Source organism: Streptomyces lydicus (genome assembly GCF_001729485.1).
GTDB lineage: Bacteria > Actinomycetota > Actinomycetes > Streptomycetales > Streptomycetaceae > Streptomyces > Streptomyces lydicus_D.
In genome coordinates this window covers 2,698,398-2,716,045 of the sequence record NZ_CP017157.1, presented here as the reverse complement: position 1 = coordinate 2,716,045, position 17,648 = coordinate 2,698,398, and the positions used below count along the sequence as shown (strand labels likewise).

The following is a 17,648-nucleotide window of genomic DNA, read 5'->3' as shown; positions in this document are numbered from 1 at the left end:
CACACGACGGGTGCACGTGTGGTTTCCGCCCGGCAAAGGGTCCGGGCTCCGGGTGGAGCGGGTGGCTCCGGGTCAGGCCGCCTCGGTGACGGCGGCCGGCTCCTCGGCGGACGCGCGGCGCAGACCGACGCGTACGGACGAGGAGGGGCGGGTGCCGCGGCCGGCGAGCCGGCGGACGACCAGGTCACCGAGCAGCTGGACGACGGTGACGAGGAGGATCAGTTCCACGACGGTCGTGATCATCAGCGAGGTCTCGTACTGCTGGTAGCCGTAGGTGTAGGCGAGGTTGCCGAGGCCGCCGCCGCCGACCGCGCCGGCGATCGCGGAGTAGCCGATCAGCTGGATGACGGTGGTGGTCACGGCCGCGACCAGCGCGGGCAGCGCCTGCGGGAGCAGCACCTTGAAGACGATGGTCCAGGTGCCGCCGCCCATGGCCTGGGCGGCCTCGACGAGGCCGTGGTCGACCTCGCGCAGGGCGGCCTCGACCAGTCGGGCGAAGAACGGGATCGCGGCGATGGCGAGCGGGACGACCGCGCCGGTCGGGCCGATGGAGACCCCGACGACGAGCCGGGTGAAGGGGATCAGCACGACGATCAGGATCAGGAACGGGAAGGACCGTCCCACGTTCACGACCGCGCCGAGGACCTTGTTCACCACGACGTTCTGCAGGATCGCGCCGCGGGCGGTCAGATGCAGCAGCACACCGGCGGGGATGCCGAAGAGCACCGCGTAGAACGTCGACCACCACACCATGAAGAGGGTGTCGAGGGTGTTGTCGTACAGCAGCGGCTGCATCTCGTTCCAGCTCACTTGGCACCTTCCTTCTGGAGCGGGGCGGCGGCGGGCGCCGGGACGGCCGCGGCGGCGACGTCGGGGGTGACGTCGGCCACGTCGACCTGGAGGCCCTGCTCGCGCAGGAAGCCGATGGGCACGACGTTCTCCTCGAAGCGGCCGGGCAGCTCGATGCGCATCCGGCCGACCTGATTGCCGCCGACGGTGTCCATGGCGGCGCCCAGGATCGAGATGTCGACGTTGTAGGTGCGGGCCAGCTCGGAGATGACCGGGCGGGTGGCGGCCGAGCCGTGGAAGGTGACGTCGACGACGGTGCGGTCGTCGGCCGAGGGCTCGCCGCCCACCGGGAACAGCTCGCGGGCCAGCTCGGAGCCGGGGGTGGCCAGCAGCTCGGCGACCGTGCCCTGCTCGACGACGCGGCCGTTCTTCATCAGCGCGGCCGAGTCGCAGATCGTCTTGACGACGTCCATCTCGTGCGTGATGAGCACGATGGTCAGGCCCAGCTTGCGGTTGAGGTCGCGCAGCAGCGTCAGGATGGAGCGGGTGGTCTCCGGGTCCAGGGCGCTGGTGGCCTCGTCGGAGAGCAGCACCTTGGGGTCGCCGGCCAGGGCGCGGGCGATGCCGACGCGCTGCTTCTGGCCGCCGGAGAGCTGGGCGGGGTATGCCTTGGCCTTGTCGGCGAGCCCGACCAGGTCCAGCAGTTCCAGCGCCTTGCGGGAGCGCTCGCGGCGGTCGACCTTGAGGATCTCCAGCGGCAGCTCCACGTTGTCCTGGACGGTGCGCGAGGACAGCAGGTTGAAGTGCTGGAAGACCATGCCGATGTGGCTGCGGGCGGCCCGCAGCTGGGCGCCGGCGCGCTTGCCGCGCCCGGCGATGGAGGTCAGCTCCTGGCCGGCGACGGTGACCGTGCCGGAGGTGGGGCGCTCCAGGAGGTTGAGGCAGCGGATGAGGGTGGACTTGCCGGCGCCGCTCTGGCCGATGACGCCGTACACCTCGCCCTCTCGGACGTGCAGGTCGACGCCGTCCAGGGCGGTGACGTCGCGGTCTCCTGAACGGTAGACCTTGGTCAGGCCCGTTGTGGTGATCACAGGGAATTCCGTCACTGTCGAGTGCTCGGCGGCTCGCCCGCCGGGCACGGGGCATTCTTGCGAGTGCGGCAGAGGGGAACGGGGAGCGGCGGCGGGCGCGGGGCCCGGCTCCGGGTTCCGGTGACGCGGGGCGGCCGGGGGCGTCGGGGACCGACGTACGGCACGGCAGGGTCTCGCTTCGGGGCGCGAGGCTCAGGCGGGGGCCCTCAGCGGTCACACATTCGACACATGCAACGAGCACCGGGCGTCAGGTACGCCTCGGTCGCAGGGGTGCGGTAGCTCGTCGTGGTCATGGCGGCAAGTAAACCAGACAGCAGTACGGACCGATCAAACCTGTCCGGATTGCGGACAGGCGTGATCGGTCCGTGGACAGCGGCTCAGTCCGCGACGGTGATCTCCACCCCTCCCGGCGTGGCCTGCGCGGACACCGCCGACAGGTCCCCGACGACGACATCCGCGGAGAGCTCCTCGGCGGGGTGTGTTGTGGTCAACGCCACGGTCGTCATCCCCGCCGCGCGGCCCGCGGCCAGTCCGGCCGGCGCGTCCTCGAAGACCACGCAGCGCGCGGGGTCGGCGCCCAGCCGCGCGGCGGCCAGCAGGAACGGCTCGGGGTCCGGCTTGCCGCGGCTGATGTCGTCGGCGGCTATCAGGTTCTTGGGGCGGATCCCGGCCTCCGCCAGCCGGGCCTCGGCCAGCCGACGGGTCGCGGAGGTGACCACCGCCCACCGCTCGGGCGGCAGGCTCTCCAGCAGCGCACGGGTACCGGGGAGCACCGCCACTCCCCCGGCGGTGTCCTCGACCTCCAGCTGCTCGATCCGGGCCAGCGCCTCGGGCACCCGGGCGGCCGGCAGCAGATCGGCGACGATCTCGGCGGCCGGCCGGCCGTGCAGCTCGACCCGGCCGAATTCCTCCTCGGTGAGGCCGTACTCCGCGGCCCACCTGGTCCAGCAGCGCTGGACGGACTCCAGGGAGGAGACCAGCGTTCCGTCGTTGTCGAAGAGGAGGGCGTCCGCAGGGATCTTCATGGGGTACGAGCGTACGGGCCGCCCGGCCGCACCCCGCCGGCCGCCCGGGGGCGCCCCGTGTTCACCCCGTCGTCCCGGCGGGGGCGCGCGCCTCGGGCCTTTTGGGCCGTAATAGGGTCTGCCGCATGCTTGATGCCCTGACGGTCGCGACCAGCGTCGCCGCGCTCGCGCTCGCCGCCTGGTGCGGGTTCGCCGCCTACCGTGACCAGCAGACCAAGGACTGGCACTTCATCGGCATGGCCGTGGTGACGCTGCTCGCCCTGCTCCAGCTGGTGATCGGTGTCGTCCAGCTGGTGCGCGGCGGGAAGCCGGAGCAGGGCACGACGATCTTCGTGGCGTATCTGCTCGGCGCGTTCGCGTGCGTGCCCGCGGCGGGGTTCATGTCCCTGGCGGAGCGCACTCGTTGGGGTTCGGCGACGGTCTCCGCCGGCGGCGTGGTGCTGGCCGTGCTCGAGGTCCGCCTGTTCGACATCTGGGGAGGCTGAGGTGACGGCGACCGACAACGCCGCCGGTGAGGGTGCGCCCCGCACCCGGCAGAAGCTGATCACCGGTCCGGGCATCCTGCTGGTCTGGCTGTACGGCGTGATGGTGGTCGGCGCGGTGTCCCGCTCCGTCGTGCAGATCGCCACCGACTTCGACCGGGCCCCGCTCGCGTACACGCTGTCCGCGCTGGCCGGCGTCGTCTACGGATTCATCACGTACTCGCTCGTCCGGGGCGGGAACACCGCCCGCAGGGCGGCGCTGGTGTGCTGCGCCGCCGAACTCGTCGGCGTGCTGACGGTCGGCACCTGGACGCTGCTGGAGCCGTCCGCCTTCCCCGACGCCACGGTCTGGTCGGACTACGGGATGGGCTACCTCTTCATCCCGGTCCTGCTGCCGGTCACCGGCATGCTGTGGCTGCGCCGGGCCCGCCCGGCGTAGCGTCCCGCGGTGCACGGGCCCGCGCCGGCGCGGGCCCGTCCTCGTACCGTTCGCCCGGTGCGTCCGGCCGCTACGCCCGGGCCACGAACTCCTCGGCGGCCGCCTCCTGGCGGATCTCCTTCTCCAGCGTGACCAGGCTCAGCCGCTGGCCGAGCTGCTCGGTCGCCACCGGCGCGTAACCGTGGCTGCGGTAGAGCCGCAGATTGCCCTCGCTGCGGTGCCCGGTGAACAGGCGGTAGCGGCGGGCCGACCGCTCGGCCGCCAGCCGCTCCTCGACGGCGGCCAGCAGCCGTCCGCCCAGGCCGTGCCGCTGGAGCCGGGGGTGCACGATGAGCTTGGCTATCGCCGCGGTGCCGTCCGCGTCGACGGAGCCGCGCACGGACCCGACCACCTCCTCGCCGAGCCGGGCCACCACGACGCAGCCCGCGCTCAGTTCGGCCCGCAGGTCCGCCAGCGTCTGGGTCAGCGGTTCGATGCCGTAGTCGTCGTACAGCGCGGCCTCCGTCTGGTAACAGAGGTACTGCAGCTTGAGGATCTGCTCGGCGTCCTGGTCGGTCGCCGCAGAGATGGTCACGCTCGTGCCCATGCGCGTATGCCTCCCCTTATTCGGTTGGCCCGGGCGCGCGAGGGTGAGAGGGGTGTGCGCCCGGACGTGGTGCCCTGACTTCCGGACTCCCCGGAATGTGGCGGCGGCAATCTCCGCCGCGAGCATTCTGCGCAGGCAATCGGGACAAGCGGAACGGAACGGCACCGGGCTCCTCTGTGACATTCCCAACTCAGATGAGAGCGGAGCGGGGAGCCCGGAGGAGCCGGTGCCGGTCCCGGCGGGCGGGCGCGCGGGCCCGCCCGTTCAGCCCTTGCGGAACTCCGCGGCGGCCAGCAGCGCGGTGTCGCAGTTGTCGGAGAACAGGCCGTCGATGCCGGTGGCGAGGTACGCCTTGAAGACGCCGAGGGAGTCGCCGTAGGCGGTGGGGTCGGTGCCCTTGCGGAAGTCGGCGGGCAGGAAGGTGTTCTCGTTGCGGACGGTGTAGGGGTGCAGCACCAGCCCGGCGGCGTGCGCGTCCTTGACGACGGAGGTGGGCGTGCCCAGCTTGTTGTCCTGGTCCCGCGGGATGATCACCGTCAGGTCCGGCCCGATGCCCTCGGCGAAGCCGGCGATCCAGCGCAGGCCCTCGGGCTTCACCAGGTCGGCGACGGTGCGCGGGTCACCGGACGCCACGAAGTCCCAGGGGCGGTCCTTGAGGGTGCCCAGCAGTACGACCTTGGGGCAGTCGACGAGCTTGCCCAGCCGCTGGATGCTGCTGGGCTCGAACGACTGGAGGAAGTTCGGGGAGTTCCTGCGGTGCCGGCCGTGCGCGCGCAGCGCCTCGGCGACCCGCTCCTCCAGGCCGAGGCCCAGCTTGCGGAAGTAGGTGGGGTGCTTGGTCTCGATGTGCAGCCAGACCCGGCGGCCCCGCTTGCGGCCCTCGCACTCGGCCCACTGCAGGACCTCCTCGAAGGTCGGCACCTGCCACCGGCCGTCGTAGAGGGTGTTGTGCTGCCGGGTCCCCGGTATCCGCTCCTTGGCGCGCAGCGTCTTGAGCTCGGCGAGCGTGAAGTCCTCGGTGAACCAGCCGGTCAGCTGCACCCCGTCGACGGTCTTGGTGGTCTTGCGGGCCGCGAACTCCGGGTGCGCGGAGACATCGGTGGTGGCGGTGATGTCGTTCTCGTGGCGGCACACGAGGTGGCCGTCCTTGGTGGGGACGAGGTCCTGTTCGATGACGTCCGCGCCCATGTCGAGGGCGAGTTGGTAGGAGCCGAAGGTGTGCTCGGGGCGGTAGCCGCTGGCGCCGCGGTGACCGACGATCAGCGGCACCGGCAGTTCCCGGGGCGCGCCCTCGCGCCCGGCGGCGGCCGCCTGGCCGGCTCCGCCGAACACCGCCGCTCCCGCCCCGAGGGCCGCCGCCCCCAGCACCGTCCGCCGTCCCGGCTGCTGCTGCCGCTTGTGCATACCCACACTCCTTGTTGTCCGGTGTCCGGTGGTGGTCCGCGTGCTTCCGGGTGTTTTCCGGGATGCGTCAAGGCGTGTTGCGCACCCGTCCGCGGGGCCGGGCCGATCGTAGGCACGGACGGGTCATGCCGGGGAGACGCGCACCGACATCGGGGGGAACATGGTGGTAACACACGTCAACCGTGAGTCAACTGTGCGTATCGACCTCATGAACCCGATGTGCGCGCGGGAGTGACCCGCGAGTATCGTCCTGGGCTGCAGAGCTCTGCGCTCACTCGACGTTGACCAGCCACGACCCGGAGGACCCGTTGTCCCGCATTGTGCTGAAGGCGATTCTCGGATTCGTCATGCGTGTCCTGTACCGCCCGAAGGTCGAGGGCATGGAGCGCATTCCGGCGACCGGGCCGGTCATCCTGGCCGGCAACCACGTCACCTTCATCGACTCGCTGTTCCTGAGCCTGGTGGTCAAGCGCCCGGTGTACTTCATCGGCAAGGACGAGTACGTCACCGGCAGGGGCGTCAAGGGCCGCCTGATGGCCTGGTTCTTCACCAGCGCCGGCATGATCCCGGTCGACCGCGACGGCGGGCACGGCGGGGTGGCGGCGCTGATGACCGGCCGCCGGATCCTGGAGCAGGGCAAGGCGTTCGGCATCTACCCCGAGGGCACCCGCTCCCCCGACGGCCGCCTCTACCGCGGCCGTACCGGCATCGCCCGGCTCGCCCTGATGACCGGCGCGCCCGTCGTCCCGTTCGCCATGGTCGGTACGGACAAGGTGCAGCCCGGCGGCAAGGGCCGGCCGCGGATCGCGCCGGTCACCGTCCGCTTCGGCGAGGCGCTGGACTTCTCCCGGTACGACGGCATGGACCGCGACCGCTACGTCCTGCGGGCCGTCACCGACGAGGTGATGAGCGACGTCATGGAGCTGTCCGGCCAGGAGTACGTCGACATCTACGCCACCAAGGCCCGGGCCGCCGCCTGACCTCGCGCTTCCTGCCCGAAGGGCCCCGTCCGACCACGGACGGGGCCCTTCGGGTTTCCGCCTCCGGCCCGGATCAGCAGGGCACCCGGAAGCCGCCGGGGGCGCGCTGTCCCTCGGCGCCGCCGGGCCGCGCCGAGCGCAGCGCCACCTCGGGCCGGGGCACCACGCCCGGGTCGGCCGGGAGCAGCTGCTGGCGCTGGGTGACGGTGCCGGTACGGGCGCCGGGTACGTCGGCGTTCCTGGCCCGCACCCGGCCCAGCGGGGCCGGCACCAGCCGCTTCTTCGCGCGGACGAAGGCGATGAAGCTCTCGAAGTCGCGGGTGTGCCGGACCGGTGCGGTGAATCCGGTGAAGGCGCTGAAGCCGTCCTGGTTGATGAGGGTGTACGAGGGGGCGGCGAGCCGGTAGCTGCGGCGCAGGTCGAGGGGGGCGTCGTCGATGAACACCTCGGCGGGGTCGATCCGCCGGCCGACCTTGCCGGTGGCGTCGAAGGTGTAGCGGACGTTGGCGGAGACGGCGAGCGGGGAGAAACCGAGGCCGCCGCCGGCGGTCGGCGCCCACTGCTCCTCCAGCGCGTCGTGGATCTGCCGGCCGGTGACCGTCACGGTCATGATCGGGTCGCCGAAGCCGACGGAGTTCCACGCCTTGCCGAAGGTGACGTCGCCGTCCAGCTCCTCGTCCCGGATCAGATCGCCGGCGATCACGGCCTGGCCGACGCGCGGTGCGACCGCGATGACCGCGAGCTGCGCGGGGATGTTGGGGTGGTCGGCGGGATCGTCCATCGGGCCGTGCGGCTGCCGGCCGGCCCACAGGGCCCAGTCGGCGACGAGGTTGCCCATGGTGGACTCCCCCACCGCGTTGCGCTGCCGGGTGAAGGAGGCGCTCTGGGTGCCGATGCGGGAGCGGGCGCGCCGGGAGCCGCGGTCGGCCCAGTAGGAGGCGATCGACTTCAGCTCCGGGTCGGGCGTCACGTCCCGGGTGTTGGGGTGGTTGACGGAGGTGGTCAGCTCCCGGATCACGGACCCGGTGTCCGGGTCGAGCCGCAGGTTGATCTCGTTGACGAGCTGCCCGTAGCAGCCGGCCTCGACGAACGGGCGGGGGGTGCCGTCGGGGTCGGGGAGCATCATCGTGAAGGCGCAGTGCCAGTGGCCGGTGACGATGGCGTCGATGTCCGGCGAGGCGCGCAGCGCCAGTTCGTACGCCGGCCCCGAGGGGTTCTTGCCGCTGGAGAAGTCGCTGCCGGCGACCGCGCCGTCGTGCATGCTGAGCACGATCGCGTTGACGCCGCGTGACTTCAGCTCCGCGGCACACCGGTTGGCGGTCTCCAGCTCGTCCAGGGTGCGCAGTCCCGGCTGGTAGGAGCCGGGGAAGGACTCGGTGCCGATGGCGGTCAGATGGATGAAGCCGATGGGCAGCCGGCGGCCGCCCCCGGCGTCCACCTGCACGATGTTGTACGGCGCGAGCACCCGCTTGCCGGTCGCGTGCCACACCATGTTGGCGCTGTAGTACGGGAAATTCGCGCCCCGGAAGCGGCGTCCGGTGGAGTCCTTGAAGTCGTCGTCCCGTCCGATGACCGGGAAGGAGTCCCCGTCGGCCATGTGCGTGGTCAGGAACGTCGCCGACTTGTCGAATTCGTGGTTGCCGGCCGAGGCGAAGTCCAGGCCCATCGCGTTGAGCGCCTCGATGGTGGGCTCGTCGGCGAAGGAGGCGGCGTCGAACTCCCAGCCGGAGAAGAGGTCACCGGGGGCGAAGAAGAGGGAGTTGCGCCGTCCGTCGCGCAGCCGCTCCAGATGGGCGGCCATGTAGGCGACCCCGCCGACGGTGTAGGTCTTGCCGCCGGCACCGGTGATGCGGGAGTGGGCGCCCGGGGCGCCCTGCAGATAGCCGTGCAGGTCGGTGATGTTGAGGAGTTGGACGTCGACGTATTCGTCGGCGGTGGCCGCGTCGCGGGCGTGGCCGGTGGCATAGGCGTTGGAGCCGATGGCGCTCGCGGTGGCCAGGGCCCCCGCGGCGGTGAAGAAGGACCGTCGTCCGATGTCGCGCACTGCGTCACTCTCCTGAGCGGGCCGTCCGTAGGGGGACGACCGGAGAGTCGAGCGAGCCGCGCGGGACGACCGGTCACCACAGCGCGTACCGGGCGTGAACGGGCGGGGGACAGTCGCCCCCAGGGCGTGTCCCGTGGATCATCGCGGGTGGGCGGCGCCTTGATCCACAGGACACGCCCTGGAGGCGGCGCATGCCCGCCGTCCGGCGGATCAGCGGTACGTCGTACCGGTGGCCGTGCGGGGCGGGCGGCCGTGCCGGCCGTGACGGGCGGTCAGGCCCTGGGAGCGCCGTCGGCGGTGAGCTCCGCGGGCGCGGTGGCGGTGGCCGGGCTGTTCGCGAGCTCCTGGCCGCGCAGCAGGAACCACGCGGCCACCGACGCGGACAGCAGCACCACGGCGCCCACCCCGGCGGCGACGTCGACGCCGCCCACGAAGGAGTCCTGCGCGGTCTTCAGCAGCGCCGCGGCCTGGTCGGCGGGGAGTTGGCCGGACGCCTCGACGGCGCCGCCGAGCGATTCGCGGGCGGCGTGCGCGGCCGACTCGGGCACCCCGGCCGGGGTGGCGAAGCCGCGGTAGAGGCTGGTGACGATGGAGCCGAGCAGCGCGATGCCGAGGGCGGCACCCAGCTCGTAGGCGGTCTCGGAGACCGCGGAGGCGGCGCCCGCCTCCTCCTTGGGCACGCTGGAGAGGATCACGTCGGCGGTGACGGTGAACGAGAAGCCCGCACCGACGCCGACGACGAAGAGGATGACGCACAGCGCGGCGGTGCCGGTGTCGCCGTGCAGGGTGGTGCAGCCGACGAGCGCGAGTCCGACGACGGCGAGGCCGCCGGCCACCACGATCCGTACGGACAGCCGCCGGGCGACCCAGCCGGCGGCGAGGCCCGCGCCCACCGCGCCGACGGCGGCGGGGAGTTCGACCAGCCCGGCGTTGAGCGGGGAGCGCTGCTGCACCATCTGGAGGAACTGGGAGAGGAAGAAGACCAGCCCGGACAGGCCGAGGATGGTCAGCAGATCGGCCAGCACCGCGCCGGAGAACCCGCGGTGGTGAAAGAGCTTCATGTTCAGCAGCGGCGAGGCGAGGGTGCGCTGGCGGCGGACGAAGGCCACCAGCGCGAGCACGCCGACGGCGCCGACGGCCGCGATGTCCCAGCGGTATCCCTCCACCGCCGCTTCCTTGACGGCGTAGACGACGCCGACGATGCCGACCAGCACCAGCGCGACGCTGGGGAGGTCCCAGGGGCCGGGGTCCGGGTTGCGGGACTCCGGGATCACCTTGGCGCCGACGGCGACCAGCAGCGCCATCACCGGCAGGTTGATCAGGAAGACCGATCCCCACCAGAAGTGGCCCAGGAGGAAGCCGCCGAGGACCGGCCCGACGGCCATGCCGGCCGAGGCCATCGCGCCCCAGATGCCGATGGCCAGGCTGCGTTCGCGGGGGTCGTGGAAGAGGTTGCGGATCAGCGCGAGGGTGGCCGGCATCAGCGTCGCACCGGCCACGCCCTGCAGCGCCCGGGCGGCGATCATCATCTCCGGGCTGGTGGCGTACGCGGCGAGCACCGACATCGCGCCGAAGCCGACGGCGCCCAGCAGCAGCAGTTTCTTGCGGCCGATGCGGTCGCCGAGGCTGCCCATGGACACCAGCAGACCGGCGATGACGAAGGAGTAGATGTCACCGATCCACAGCAGCTGCGCCCCGGACGGGCGCAGGTCCTCGCTGAGGAAGGGCGTGGCGAGGCCGAGGACCGTGGCGTCGACGCCGACCAGCAGTACGGCCAGCACCAGCACGGCGAGGGCGAGCCAGCGGCCGGGGCGGGGCTGGTCGTCCACGTGGGCCGAACCGGCCCGTCCAGACGCTATGGTCTCGGTCATTTCTCCATGCTCCGTCGGATGCCGCCCAGCAGCAGCTCGGCGATCGAGTGGTTGAGGTCGTTGCGGGCGACCCGCCCTTCGTGCACGGCCCAGGCGCCGGCACCCATCAGGCCGTAGAGCGCCTCGGTGAGCCAGGCGGCGCTCAGGTCGATGCGGAAGTCGCCCTCCGCCTGACCGCGTCGGAACAGCGCGGTGATGCGGGCGTCGAGGCGTGCCCAGCCGGCGTTGACCTCGTCGCCCTCGAAGAGCTGGTTCTCGGTGAAGAGGAAGGCCAGGACGGCGGCGACCGGTTCGGCCGCCTCGATGAGCCGGCGCAGCGCACCGGCCGCGTCGCCCTCGTCGAGCCGTGCGGCGTCCATCGCCCGGGCGAACTGCGCGATCCCGTGCTCCTCCAGCGCCCTGATGAGGGCGTCCCGTCCGGCGAAGTGCCGGTGCAGCGTGGCGCGGCTGATGCCCGCGGCGCGGGCGATCTCGTCCATCGACGTCGTCGCCCGGCGGGTGAGCAGCGCTGCCGCTTCCTTCAGTACCCGTTCACGATCCACAGCCATGAGACACAGACTAGCCGAATGAGACACTGACGTCTCACAATTTCCGCCACCCGGTACGAAAACGGCCCGCACCCGGTCTCCCGGGTGCGGGCCGTCGCCGCTGTCTCGTTCCGCTACCGCGGCGTCCTGGCCGCCGCCCACTCCTGCTGCTTCACCAGGTCGGTCCGCACCTCGGCGAGCTGCACCGCGACCGCCGAGGGAGCCGTGCCGCCCCGGCCGCTGCGCGCGGCGAGCGCGCCGGGGACATTGAGGACACCGCGGACCTCCGGCGTCAGATGCGGCGAGATCTTGGCGAACTGTTCGTCGGTGAGCTGGTCGAGCTCGATGCCGTGCGCCTCGCACTCCTTGACGCACTCGCCCGCGACCTCGTGCGCCACCCGGAACGGCACGCCCTGCTTGACCAGCCACTCCGCGATGTCGGTGGCCAGCGAGAAGCCGGCCGGCGCCAGCTCCTCCATCCGCTCGCGGTTGACCGTGAGGGTGGCCATCATCCCGGTGAACGCCGGGAGCAGCACCTCCAGTTGGTCGCAGGAGTCGAAGACCGGCTCCTTGTCCTCCTGGAGGTCACGGTTGTACGCGAGCGGCAGCGCCTTGAGCGTCGCCAGCAGCCCGGTGAGGTTGCCGATGAGCCGGCCGGACTTGCCGCGCGCCAGCTCCGCGATGTCCGGGTTCTTCTTCTGCGGCATGATCGACGAGCCGGTCGAGAAGGCGTCGTGCAGGGTCACGAAGGAGAACTCCTTGGTGTTCCAGATGATCACCTCCTCCGCGATCCGCGAGAGGTTGACGCCGATCATCGCCGTGATGAAGGCGAATTCGGCGACGAAGTCCCGCGAGGCGGTGCCGTCGATGGAGTTGCCGACCGAGCCGCGCTCGAAGCCGAGGTCGGCGGCGACCGCCTCGGGGTCGAGGCCGAGCGAGGAGCCGGCCAGCGCACCCGAGCCGTACGGGGAGACGGCGGTGCGCTCGTCCCACTGCCGCAGCCGCTCGGCGTCCCGGGAGAGCGACTGCACATGCGCCAGCACGTGGTGCGCGAAGAGCACCGGCTGGGCGTGCTGGAGATGCGTGCGGCCGGGCATCGCGACGTCCGGGTGGGCCTCGGCGAGGCCGACGAGCGCCTCCTGGAGGTCGGCGATCAGGCCGCCGACGATCCGGGCGTGGTCGCGCAGGTACATCCGGAAGAGCGTCGCCACCTGGTCGTTGCGCGACCGGCCGGCCCGCAGCTTGCCGCCGAGGTCCGGCCCGAGCCGCTCCAGCAGCCCGCGCTCCAGGGCGCTGTGCACGTCCTCGTCGGCGACGGTGCCGACGAACGAGCCGTCCGCGACATCGGCCTCCAGCCGGTCGAGCCCGGCGAGCATCCGCGCCAGCTCGTCCTCGGTGAGCAGGCCCGCCTTGTGCAGGACGCGGGCGTGCGCACGGGAGCCGGCGATGTCGTACGGGGCCAGCCGCCAGTCGAAGTGGACGGACGCCGACAGTTGGGCCAGTGCCTCGGCCGGTCCGTCGGCGAAACGACCGCCCCAGAGCCGGACGTCACCGCTGTTGCTGCTCACTGCTGCTCCTCAAGGCTGCTCGATGTGCCGCTGCCTCCCCGCACACGAGGGGAGGCAGCCGGTCGTACGGGGGTAACGAGGCGGGCTCAGGCCGGGTCGCGCCGGGCTACGCCCGCGATTGACGCCGCGCCGCGATCTTGCTCGACATGCCGAAGAGCTCGATGAAGCCCTTGGAGAGCGACTGGTCGAAGGTGTCGCCGGTGTCGTACGTGGCCAGGTTGAAGTCGTACAGGGACCGGTCGGAGCGCCGGCCGGTGACCACCGCGCGGCCGCCGTGCAGGGTCATCCGGATGTCGCCGCTGACCTGCTCGTTGGCCTCGTTGATGAAGCCGTCCAGGGCCCGCTTGAGCGGCGAGAACCACAGGCCGTCGTAGACCAGCTCGCCCCAGCGCTGCTCGACCTGCCGCTTGTAGCGGGCCAGTTCGCGCTCGACGGTGACGTTCTCCAGCTCCTGGTGCGCGGTGATCAGCGCGAGGGCGCCGGGCGCCTCGTACACCTCGCGGGACTTGATGCCGACCAGCCGGTCCTCGACCATGTCGATCCGGCCGACGCCCTGGGCACCGGCGCGCTCGTTGAGCTGCTGGACGGCCTGCAGGACGGTGACGGGCTTGCCGTCGAGGGCGACTGGCACGCCTTCCTCGAAGGTGATGACGACCTCGTCGGCCTCGCGGGGCGTGGCGGGGTTCCGGGTGTACTCGTAGACGTCCTCGATCGGCGCGTTCCAGATGTCCTCCAGGAAGCCGGTCTCCACGGCCCGCCCGAAGACGTTCTGGTCGATGGAGTACGGCGACTTCTTGGTGGTCGCGATCGGGAGCTTCTTCTCCTCGCAGAACGCGATCGCCTTGTCCCGGGTCATCGCGTAGTCACGGACCGGGGCGATGCACTTGAGGTCGGGGGCGAGGGAGGAGATGCCGGCCTCGAACCGGACCTGGTCGTTGCCCTTGCCGGTGCAGCCGTGGGCGACGGTGGTGGCGCCGTGCTTCGCGGCCGCGGCGACCAGGTGCTTGACGATCGCCGGCCGGGACAGCGCGGAGACCAGCGGGTAGCGGTCCATGTACAGCGCGTTGGCCTTGATCGCCGGCAGGCAGTACTCGTCGGCGAATTCGTCCTTGGCGTCCGCGACCTCGGCCTCGACCGCGCCGCAGGCCAGCGCGCGCTTGCGGATGACGTCCAGGTCCTCGCCGCCCTGACCGACGTCCACGGCGACAGCGATGACCTCGGCGCCCGTCTTCTCGGCGATCCAGCCGATGCAGACAGAGGTGTCCAGTCCGCCCGAGTAGGCGAGTACGACGCGCTCGGTCACGGGGTTCTCCTTACGGGCATTCACTGATGAGTATAAGTATGCACTCCACCGTATGTTTCGTCAATGCTCATCGAACCTGCAGGTCAGCGGCAGGGCGGGAAAGCGCCGAGGCCCTCACCGCTCCTCCCGGAGCACTTCCGCGAGCACCTCGGCATGACTCAGCGGCACCTCCTTGACCGCGGTCAGCAGCGTCAGCGGCCCGTCCGCCGCGTGCTCCCGCAGGCGTTCCAGCGCCTGCTGCGCGGACTCTCCCGCCAGCTCCTCGCGATAGCGCTCCGCGAACGCCTCGAACCGCTCCTCCTGGTGGTGGTACCAGCGCCGCAGCTCGGAGGACGGGGCCACGTCCTTGCACCACTCGGTCAGCTGCGCGTCCGCCTTGGACAGCCCGCGCGGCCACAGCCGGTCCACCAGCACCCGCGCCCCGTCCGCCGGCTCCGACTGCTCGTACACCCGACGCACCCGGATACCGTCACCAGTGGACATTTCACCCATAACCCCATCGAATCACGGAAGCGACGGCCCCGCCGAGGGGCCGGGAAGCGCCGCTTGAGGGGCCCGCTTTGGATTCAGGGCACCGGACAGGGTATTTTTCTTCTGCACGCCCCGGCCGGGATTCCTCCGGCCGGTTCGAGCACCGGGACGTGGCGCAGCTTGGTAGCGCACTTGACTGGGGGTCAAGGGGTCGCAGGTTCAAATCCTGTCGTCCCGACGGTGCAAACACAGCTCAGGGGCCCCGCTCCACTTCGGTGGAGCGGGGCCCCTGACGCATTTCGCGTGCCGCGCCCCTCCCGCGTGGGGCGGGACGCGTCAGGTGGCCTTCTGGCCTATCAGGTGGCCTTCTGGGCCAGCCGCAGCAGATGGTCGGCCAGCGCCTGGCCCCCGGTCGGATCACGGCTGATCAGCATCAAGGTGTCGTCGCCGGCGATGGTGCCCAGGATGTCGTGCAGCTCGGCCTGGTCGATGGCGGAGGCCAGGAACTGGGCGGCCCCCGGCGGGGTGCGCAGGACGACGAGGTTGGCGGACGCCTCGGCCGAGATGAGGAGTTCGCCGGAGAGGCGGCGCATGCGCTCCTCCTTGGCCGATTCCCCCAGCGGCGCCCGCGGCTTGCGGTCGCCGCCCTCGCTGGGCACCGCGTAGATCAGCTCTCCCCCGGTGTTGCGGATCTTCACCGCGCCCAGTTCGTCCAGGTCGCGGGAGAGCGTCGCCTGGGTGACGGACAGGCCGTCGTCGGCGAGCAGCTTGGCGAGCTGGCTCTGGGAGCGGACCGGCAGCCGGTTGAGGATGTCCACGATCCGGCGGTGGCGGGCGGTGCGGGTCTGCGGTACGGCCTGGGCCCCGTTGTGCACCCCGTTGTCCTGCGGCTCGGTCATCTGTCTCGTCAGTCTCCGGATCGTTGTTCCCCGTCGGCCCCTTGGCGGGCCGCGTCGAGGACGGCGGGGAGCTTCCGGAGGAACACCTCCGCCTCCGCGTCGGAGACGATCAGCGGCGGGGCGAGCCGGACGACGTCCGGCGCGACCGCGTTCACCAGGAGACCCGCGTCCTGAGCCGCCTGCTGCACGCGTGGCGCGAGCGACTCGGTCAAGACGATACCCAGGAGGAGGCCCGCACCGCGGACCTGGCCGACCAGTGGGTGCGCCAGGGAGTCGATTCCGACCCGCAGCCGTTCGCCGACGCGCTTGACGTTGTCGAGCAGGCCGTCCTGCTCGATGGTGTCCAGGACGGCGAGCGCGGCGGCGCAGACGACGGGGTTGCCGCTGAACGTGGAGCCGTGCGAGCCGGGCGTGAGCAGCTCGGCGGCCGGGCCGAAGGCCAGCGTCGCGCCGATCGGCAGTCCGCCGCCCAGCCCCTTGGCGAGGGTGATGACGTCCGCCTCGACGCCCTGGGCCCCGGACTCCAGCCAGTGTCCGGTACGGCCGATGCCGGTCTGGATCTCGTCGAGGACGAGCAGGGTGCCGGTGGCGGCGGTGATCTCACGGGCCGCCCGGAGGTAGCCGGGCGGCGGCACGACGACGCCGTTCTCCCCCTGGACGGGCTCCAGGATGACGAAGGCGGTGTCGGTGGTGACGGCGGCCCGGAGGGCGTCGGCGTCCCCGTACGGGACGTAGTCGACGTCGCCGGGCAGCGGGGCGAACGGGGCCTGCTTGGCGGGCTGGCCGGTCAGCGCGAGGGCCCCCATGGTGCGGCCGTGGAAGCCGCCCACGGTGGACACCATGTGGCGGCGCCCGGTCAGCCGGCCGATCTTGAAGGCGGCCTCGTTGGCCTCCGCGCCGGAGTTGGAGAAGTAGACCCTGCCGGGCCGCCCGGCGAGGGCCAGCAGCCGCTCGGCGAGGGTGACGGTGGGCTCGGAGACGAAGAAGTTCGAGACGTGGCCGAGGGTGGCGACCTGGTCGGAGACCGCGCGGAGCACCGCGGGGTGGGCGTGGCCCAGCGCGTTGACCGCGATGCCGCCGAGGAAGTCGAGGTACTCCTTGCCGTCGGCGTCCCAGACCGTGACGCCCGCACCGCGTACGAGCGGGATCCGGGGGGTGCCGAAGTTGTCCATCATGGCGCCCTGCCAGCGCCGGGTCAGCGCCTCATTGGTCGCCGGGCCCCGGGTGTGTGCCGCCTGGGTCATACCGCCCCCTCGGTCGTTTCGGCGTCCGGCACGACCATCGTGCCGATTCCTTCGTCGGTGAAGATCTCCAGCAGGATCGCGTGCTGGACCCGCCCGTCGATGACCCGGGCGGTGTGCACGCCGTTGCGTACCGCGTACAGGCAGCCGCGCATCTTCGGGACCATGCCGCTGGCCAGGTCCGGCAGCAGCTTCTCCAGTTCGGCGGCGGTCAGGCGGGAGATCACCTCGTCGCTGCTGGGCCAGTCCTCGTAGAGCCCTTCGACGTCGGTGAGCACCATCAGCGTCTCGGCGCCGAGGGCGGCGGCCAGCGCGGCCGCCGCGGTGTCGGCGTTGACGTTGAAGACCCCGGTGGCCTCCCGGTCCTCCTCGTCGTTGCTGCGGGCGATGGAGGAGATGACCGGGATCCGGCCGTCGTCCAGCAGCGCCCGGACGGCGCCCGGGTCGATGGCGGTGATCTCGCCGACCCGGCCGATGTCCACCTGCTCGCCGTCGATGTCGGCGTAGTGCTTGGTCGCGGTCATCAGATGGGCGTCCTCGCCGGTCATGCCGACGGCGAGCGGGCCGTGCTCGTTGAGCAGCCCGACCAGCTCCCGCTGCACCTGGCCGGCCAGCACCATCCGTACGACGTTCATGGCCTCGGGCGTGGTGACCCGCAGGCCGCCCTTGAACTCCGATTCCAGCCCCAGCAGGTCCAGTTGGGCGCTGATCTGCGGACCGCCGCCGTGCACCACGACGGGGCGCAGACCGGCGTGCCGCAGGAAGACCACGTCCTGGGCGAAGGCGCGCTTGAGCTCCTCGTCGACCATGGCGTTGCCGCCGAACTTGATGACGACGGTCTTGCCGTGGTGCCGGGTCAGCCAGGGCAGCGCCTCGATGAGCGTGCGGGCCTTGGGCAGCGCGGTGTGCTTGCGCGTACTCATGCGCG

17 protein-coding genes and 1 tRNA gene are annotated in these 17,648 nt (G+C 71.7%); 4 read left to right on the top strand and 14 right to left on the bottom strand.

Annotated features, from left to right (window positions below; all coding sequences use genetic code 11):
* Positions 1-72: 72 nt before the first annotated feature.
* The 3 genes from SL103_RS11715 to SL103_RS11705 form a co-directional block, all read right to left on the bottom strand.
* A complete protein-coding gene (locus SL103_RS11715; protein WP_069568802.1) occupies positions 73-810 on the bottom strand; it encodes a methionine ABC transporter permease in 738 nt (245 codons plus the stop codon).
* On the bottom strand, positions 807-1,880 hold the full coding sequence (locus SL103_RS11710) for a methionine ABC transporter ATP-binding protein (protein ID WP_069568801.1): 1,074 nt from the start codon (positions 1,878-1,880) through the stop codon (positions 807-809). The genes SL103_RS11715 and SL103_RS11710 overlap by 4 nt, the downstream gene beginning before the upstream one ends.
* Before the next feature lie 377 nt (positions 1,881-2,257).
* Positions 2,258-2,905, bottom strand: coding sequence for an HAD-IA family hydrolase (locus tag SL103_RS11705; RefSeq protein ID WP_069568800.1), 648 nt, complete (start codon positions 2,903-2,905; stop codon positions 2,258-2,260).
* Between the two features lie 125 nt (positions 2,906-3,030).
* On the opposite strand from SL103_RS11705, the gene SL103_RS11700 reads away from it, so the two are divergent.
* Together SL103_RS11700 and SL103_RS11695 are read left to right on the top strand one after the other, a co-directional pair.
* A complete protein-coding gene (locus SL103_RS11700; protein WP_069568799.1) occupies positions 3,031-3,390 on the top strand; it encodes a hypothetical protein in 360 nt (119 codons plus the stop codon).
* 1 nt (position 3,391) lies between these two features.
* On the top strand, positions 3,392-3,826 hold the full coding sequence (locus SL103_RS11695; protein WP_033267787.1) for a hypothetical protein: 435 nt from the start codon (positions 3,392-3,394) through the stop codon (positions 3,824-3,826).
* Between the two features lie 70 nt (positions 3,827-3,896).
* Here the strand turns inward: SL103_RS11695 and SL103_RS11690 are convergent, their stop codons facing one another.
* Positions 3,897-4,412, bottom strand: a complete 516-nt coding sequence (locus SL103_RS11690; protein ID WP_069568798.1) for a GNAT family N-acetyltransferase — start codon at positions 4,410-4,412, stop codon at positions 3,897-3,899.
* Between the two features lie 264 nt (positions 4,413-4,676).
* Positions 4,677-5,816, bottom strand: coding sequence for a glycerophosphodiester phosphodiesterase (locus SL103_RS11685; RefSeq protein ID WP_069568797.1), 1,140 nt, complete (start codon positions 5,814-5,816; stop codon positions 4,677-4,679).
* Positions 5,817-6,124: 308 nt separating this feature from the next.
* On the opposite strand from SL103_RS11685, the gene SL103_RS11680 reads away from it, so the two are divergent.
* Positions 6,125-6,796: a lysophospholipid acyltransferase family protein gene (locus SL103_RS11680; protein ID WP_069568796.1), complete on the top strand. Its 672-nt coding sequence runs from the start codon at positions 6,125-6,127 to the stop codon at positions 6,794-6,796.
* A 73-nt stretch (positions 6,797-6,869) separates the two neighbouring features.
* Here the strand turns inward: SL103_RS11680 and SL103_RS11675 are convergent, their stop codons facing one another.
* From SL103_RS11675 to SL103_RS11650, 6 genes are all read right to left on the bottom strand, one after another.
* Positions 6,870-8,840, bottom strand: coding sequence for a bifunctional metallophosphatase/5'-nucleotidase (locus SL103_RS11675; RefSeq protein ID WP_069568795.1), 1,971 nt, complete (start codon positions 8,838-8,840; stop codon positions 6,870-6,872).
* Positions 8,841-9,112: 272 nt separating this feature from the next.
* Positions 9,113-10,711 carry an MFS transporter gene (locus SL103_RS11670; RefSeq protein WP_069568794.1) on the bottom strand — a complete coding sequence of 533 codons (1,599 nt, stop codon included), beginning with the start codon at positions 10,709-10,711 and terminating at the stop codon, positions 9,113-9,115.
* Complete coding sequence (locus tag SL103_RS11665) at positions 10,708-11,259, bottom strand: TetR/AcrR family transcriptional regulator (protein ID WP_069568793.1); 552 nt, start codon at positions 11,257-11,259, stop codon at positions 10,708-10,710. Before SL103_RS11665 ends, SL103_RS11670 begins: the two co-directional genes overlap by 4 nt.
* A gap of 113 nt (positions 11,260-11,372) precedes the next feature.
* Positions 11,373-12,806 (bottom strand): argininosuccinate lyase, encoded by a 1,434-nt coding sequence (gene argH, locus SL103_RS11660; RefSeq protein ID WP_069568792.1) that lies wholly within the window; start codon positions 12,804-12,806, stop codon positions 11,373-11,375.
* Between the two features lie 106 nt (positions 12,807-12,912).
* The gene (locus tag SL103_RS11655; protein WP_069568791.1) at positions 12,913-14,109 is read right to left on the bottom strand and encodes an argininosuccinate synthase; all 1,197 of its coding nucleotides are present in this window, start codon (positions 14,107-14,109) and stop codon (positions 12,913-12,915) included.
* A 114-nt stretch (positions 14,110-14,223) separates the two neighbouring features.
* A complete protein-coding gene (locus SL103_RS11650; protein ID WP_069568790.1) occupies positions 14,224-14,592 on the bottom strand; it encodes a DUF488 domain-containing protein in 369 nt (122 codons plus the stop codon).
* A 152-nt stretch (positions 14,593-14,744) separates the two neighbouring features.
* On the opposite strand from SL103_RS11650, the gene SL103_RS11645 reads away from it, so the two are divergent.
* Positions 14,745-14,818, top strand: a tRNA-Pro gene (locus SL103_RS11645).
* Positions 14,819-14,936: 118 nt separating this feature from the next.
* Here the strand turns inward: SL103_RS11645 and SL103_RS11640 are convergent.
* From SL103_RS11640 to argB, 3 genes are read right to left on the bottom strand one after another with little or no spacing between them, the layout of a single operon-like run.
* The gene (locus SL103_RS11640) at positions 14,937-15,479 is read right to left on the bottom strand and encodes an arginine repressor (RefSeq protein WP_033267777.1); all 543 of its coding nucleotides are present in this window, start codon (positions 15,477-15,479) and stop codon (positions 14,937-14,939) included.
* Between the two features lie 8 nt (positions 15,480-15,487).
* Positions 15,488-16,723 (bottom strand): acetylornithine transaminase, encoded by a 1,236-nt coding sequence (locus tag SL103_RS11635; RefSeq protein WP_069568789.1) that lies wholly within the window; start codon positions 16,721-16,723, stop codon positions 15,488-15,490.
* On the bottom strand, positions 16,720-17,643 hold the full coding sequence (argB, locus tag SL103_RS11630) for an acetylglutamate kinase (protein WP_069568788.1): 924 nt from the start codon (positions 17,641-17,643) through the stop codon (positions 16,720-16,722). Before argB ends, SL103_RS11635 begins: the two co-directional genes overlap by 4 nt.
* Positions 17,644-17,648: the final 5 nt, after the last annotated feature.

What these genes read in the sequence shown, in the direction of transcription:
- SL103_RS11670 (WP_069568794.1), bottom strand. Translation starts at nt 10,711, where the DNA reads ATGACCGAGACCATAGCGTCTGGACGGGCCGGTTCGGCCCACGTGGAC.
- SL103_RS11650 (WP_069568790.1), bottom strand. Translation starts at nt 14,592, where the DNA reads ATGTCCACTGGTGACGGTATCCGGGTGCGTCGGGTGTACGAGCAGTCG.
- SL103_RS11635 (WP_069568789.1), bottom strand. Translation starts at nt 16,723, where the DNA reads ATGACCCAGGCGGCACACACCCGGGGCCCGGCGACCAATGAGGCGCTG.
- SL103_RS11705 (WP_069568800.1), bottom strand. Translation starts at nt 2,905, where the DNA reads ATGAAGATCCCTGCGGACGCCCTCCTCTTCGACAACGACGGAACGCTG.
- argB (WP_069568788.1), bottom strand. Translation starts at nt 17,643, where the DNA reads ATGAGTACGCGCAAGCACACCGCGCTGCCCAAGGCCCGCACGCTCATC.
- SL103_RS11640 (WP_033267777.1), bottom strand. Translation starts at nt 15,479, where the DNA reads ATGACCGAGCCGCAGGACAACGGGGTGCACAACGGGGCCCAGGCCGTA.
- SL103_RS11685 (WP_069568797.1), bottom strand. Translation starts at nt 5,816, where the DNA reads ATGCACAAGCGGCAGCAGCAGCCGGGACGGCGGACGGTGCTGGGGGCG.
- SL103_RS11690 (WP_069568798.1), bottom strand. Translation starts at nt 4,412, where the DNA reads ATGGGCACGAGCGTGACCATCTCTGCGGCGACCGACCAGGACGCCGAG.
- SL103_RS11665 (WP_069568793.1), bottom strand. Translation starts at nt 11,259, where the DNA reads ATGGCTGTGGATCGTGAACGGGTACTGAAGGAAGCGGCAGCGCTGCTC.
- SL103_RS11700 (WP_069568799.1), top strand. Translation starts at nt 3,031, where the DNA reads ATGCTTGATGCCCTGACGGTCGCGACCAGCGTCGCCGCGCTCGCGCTC.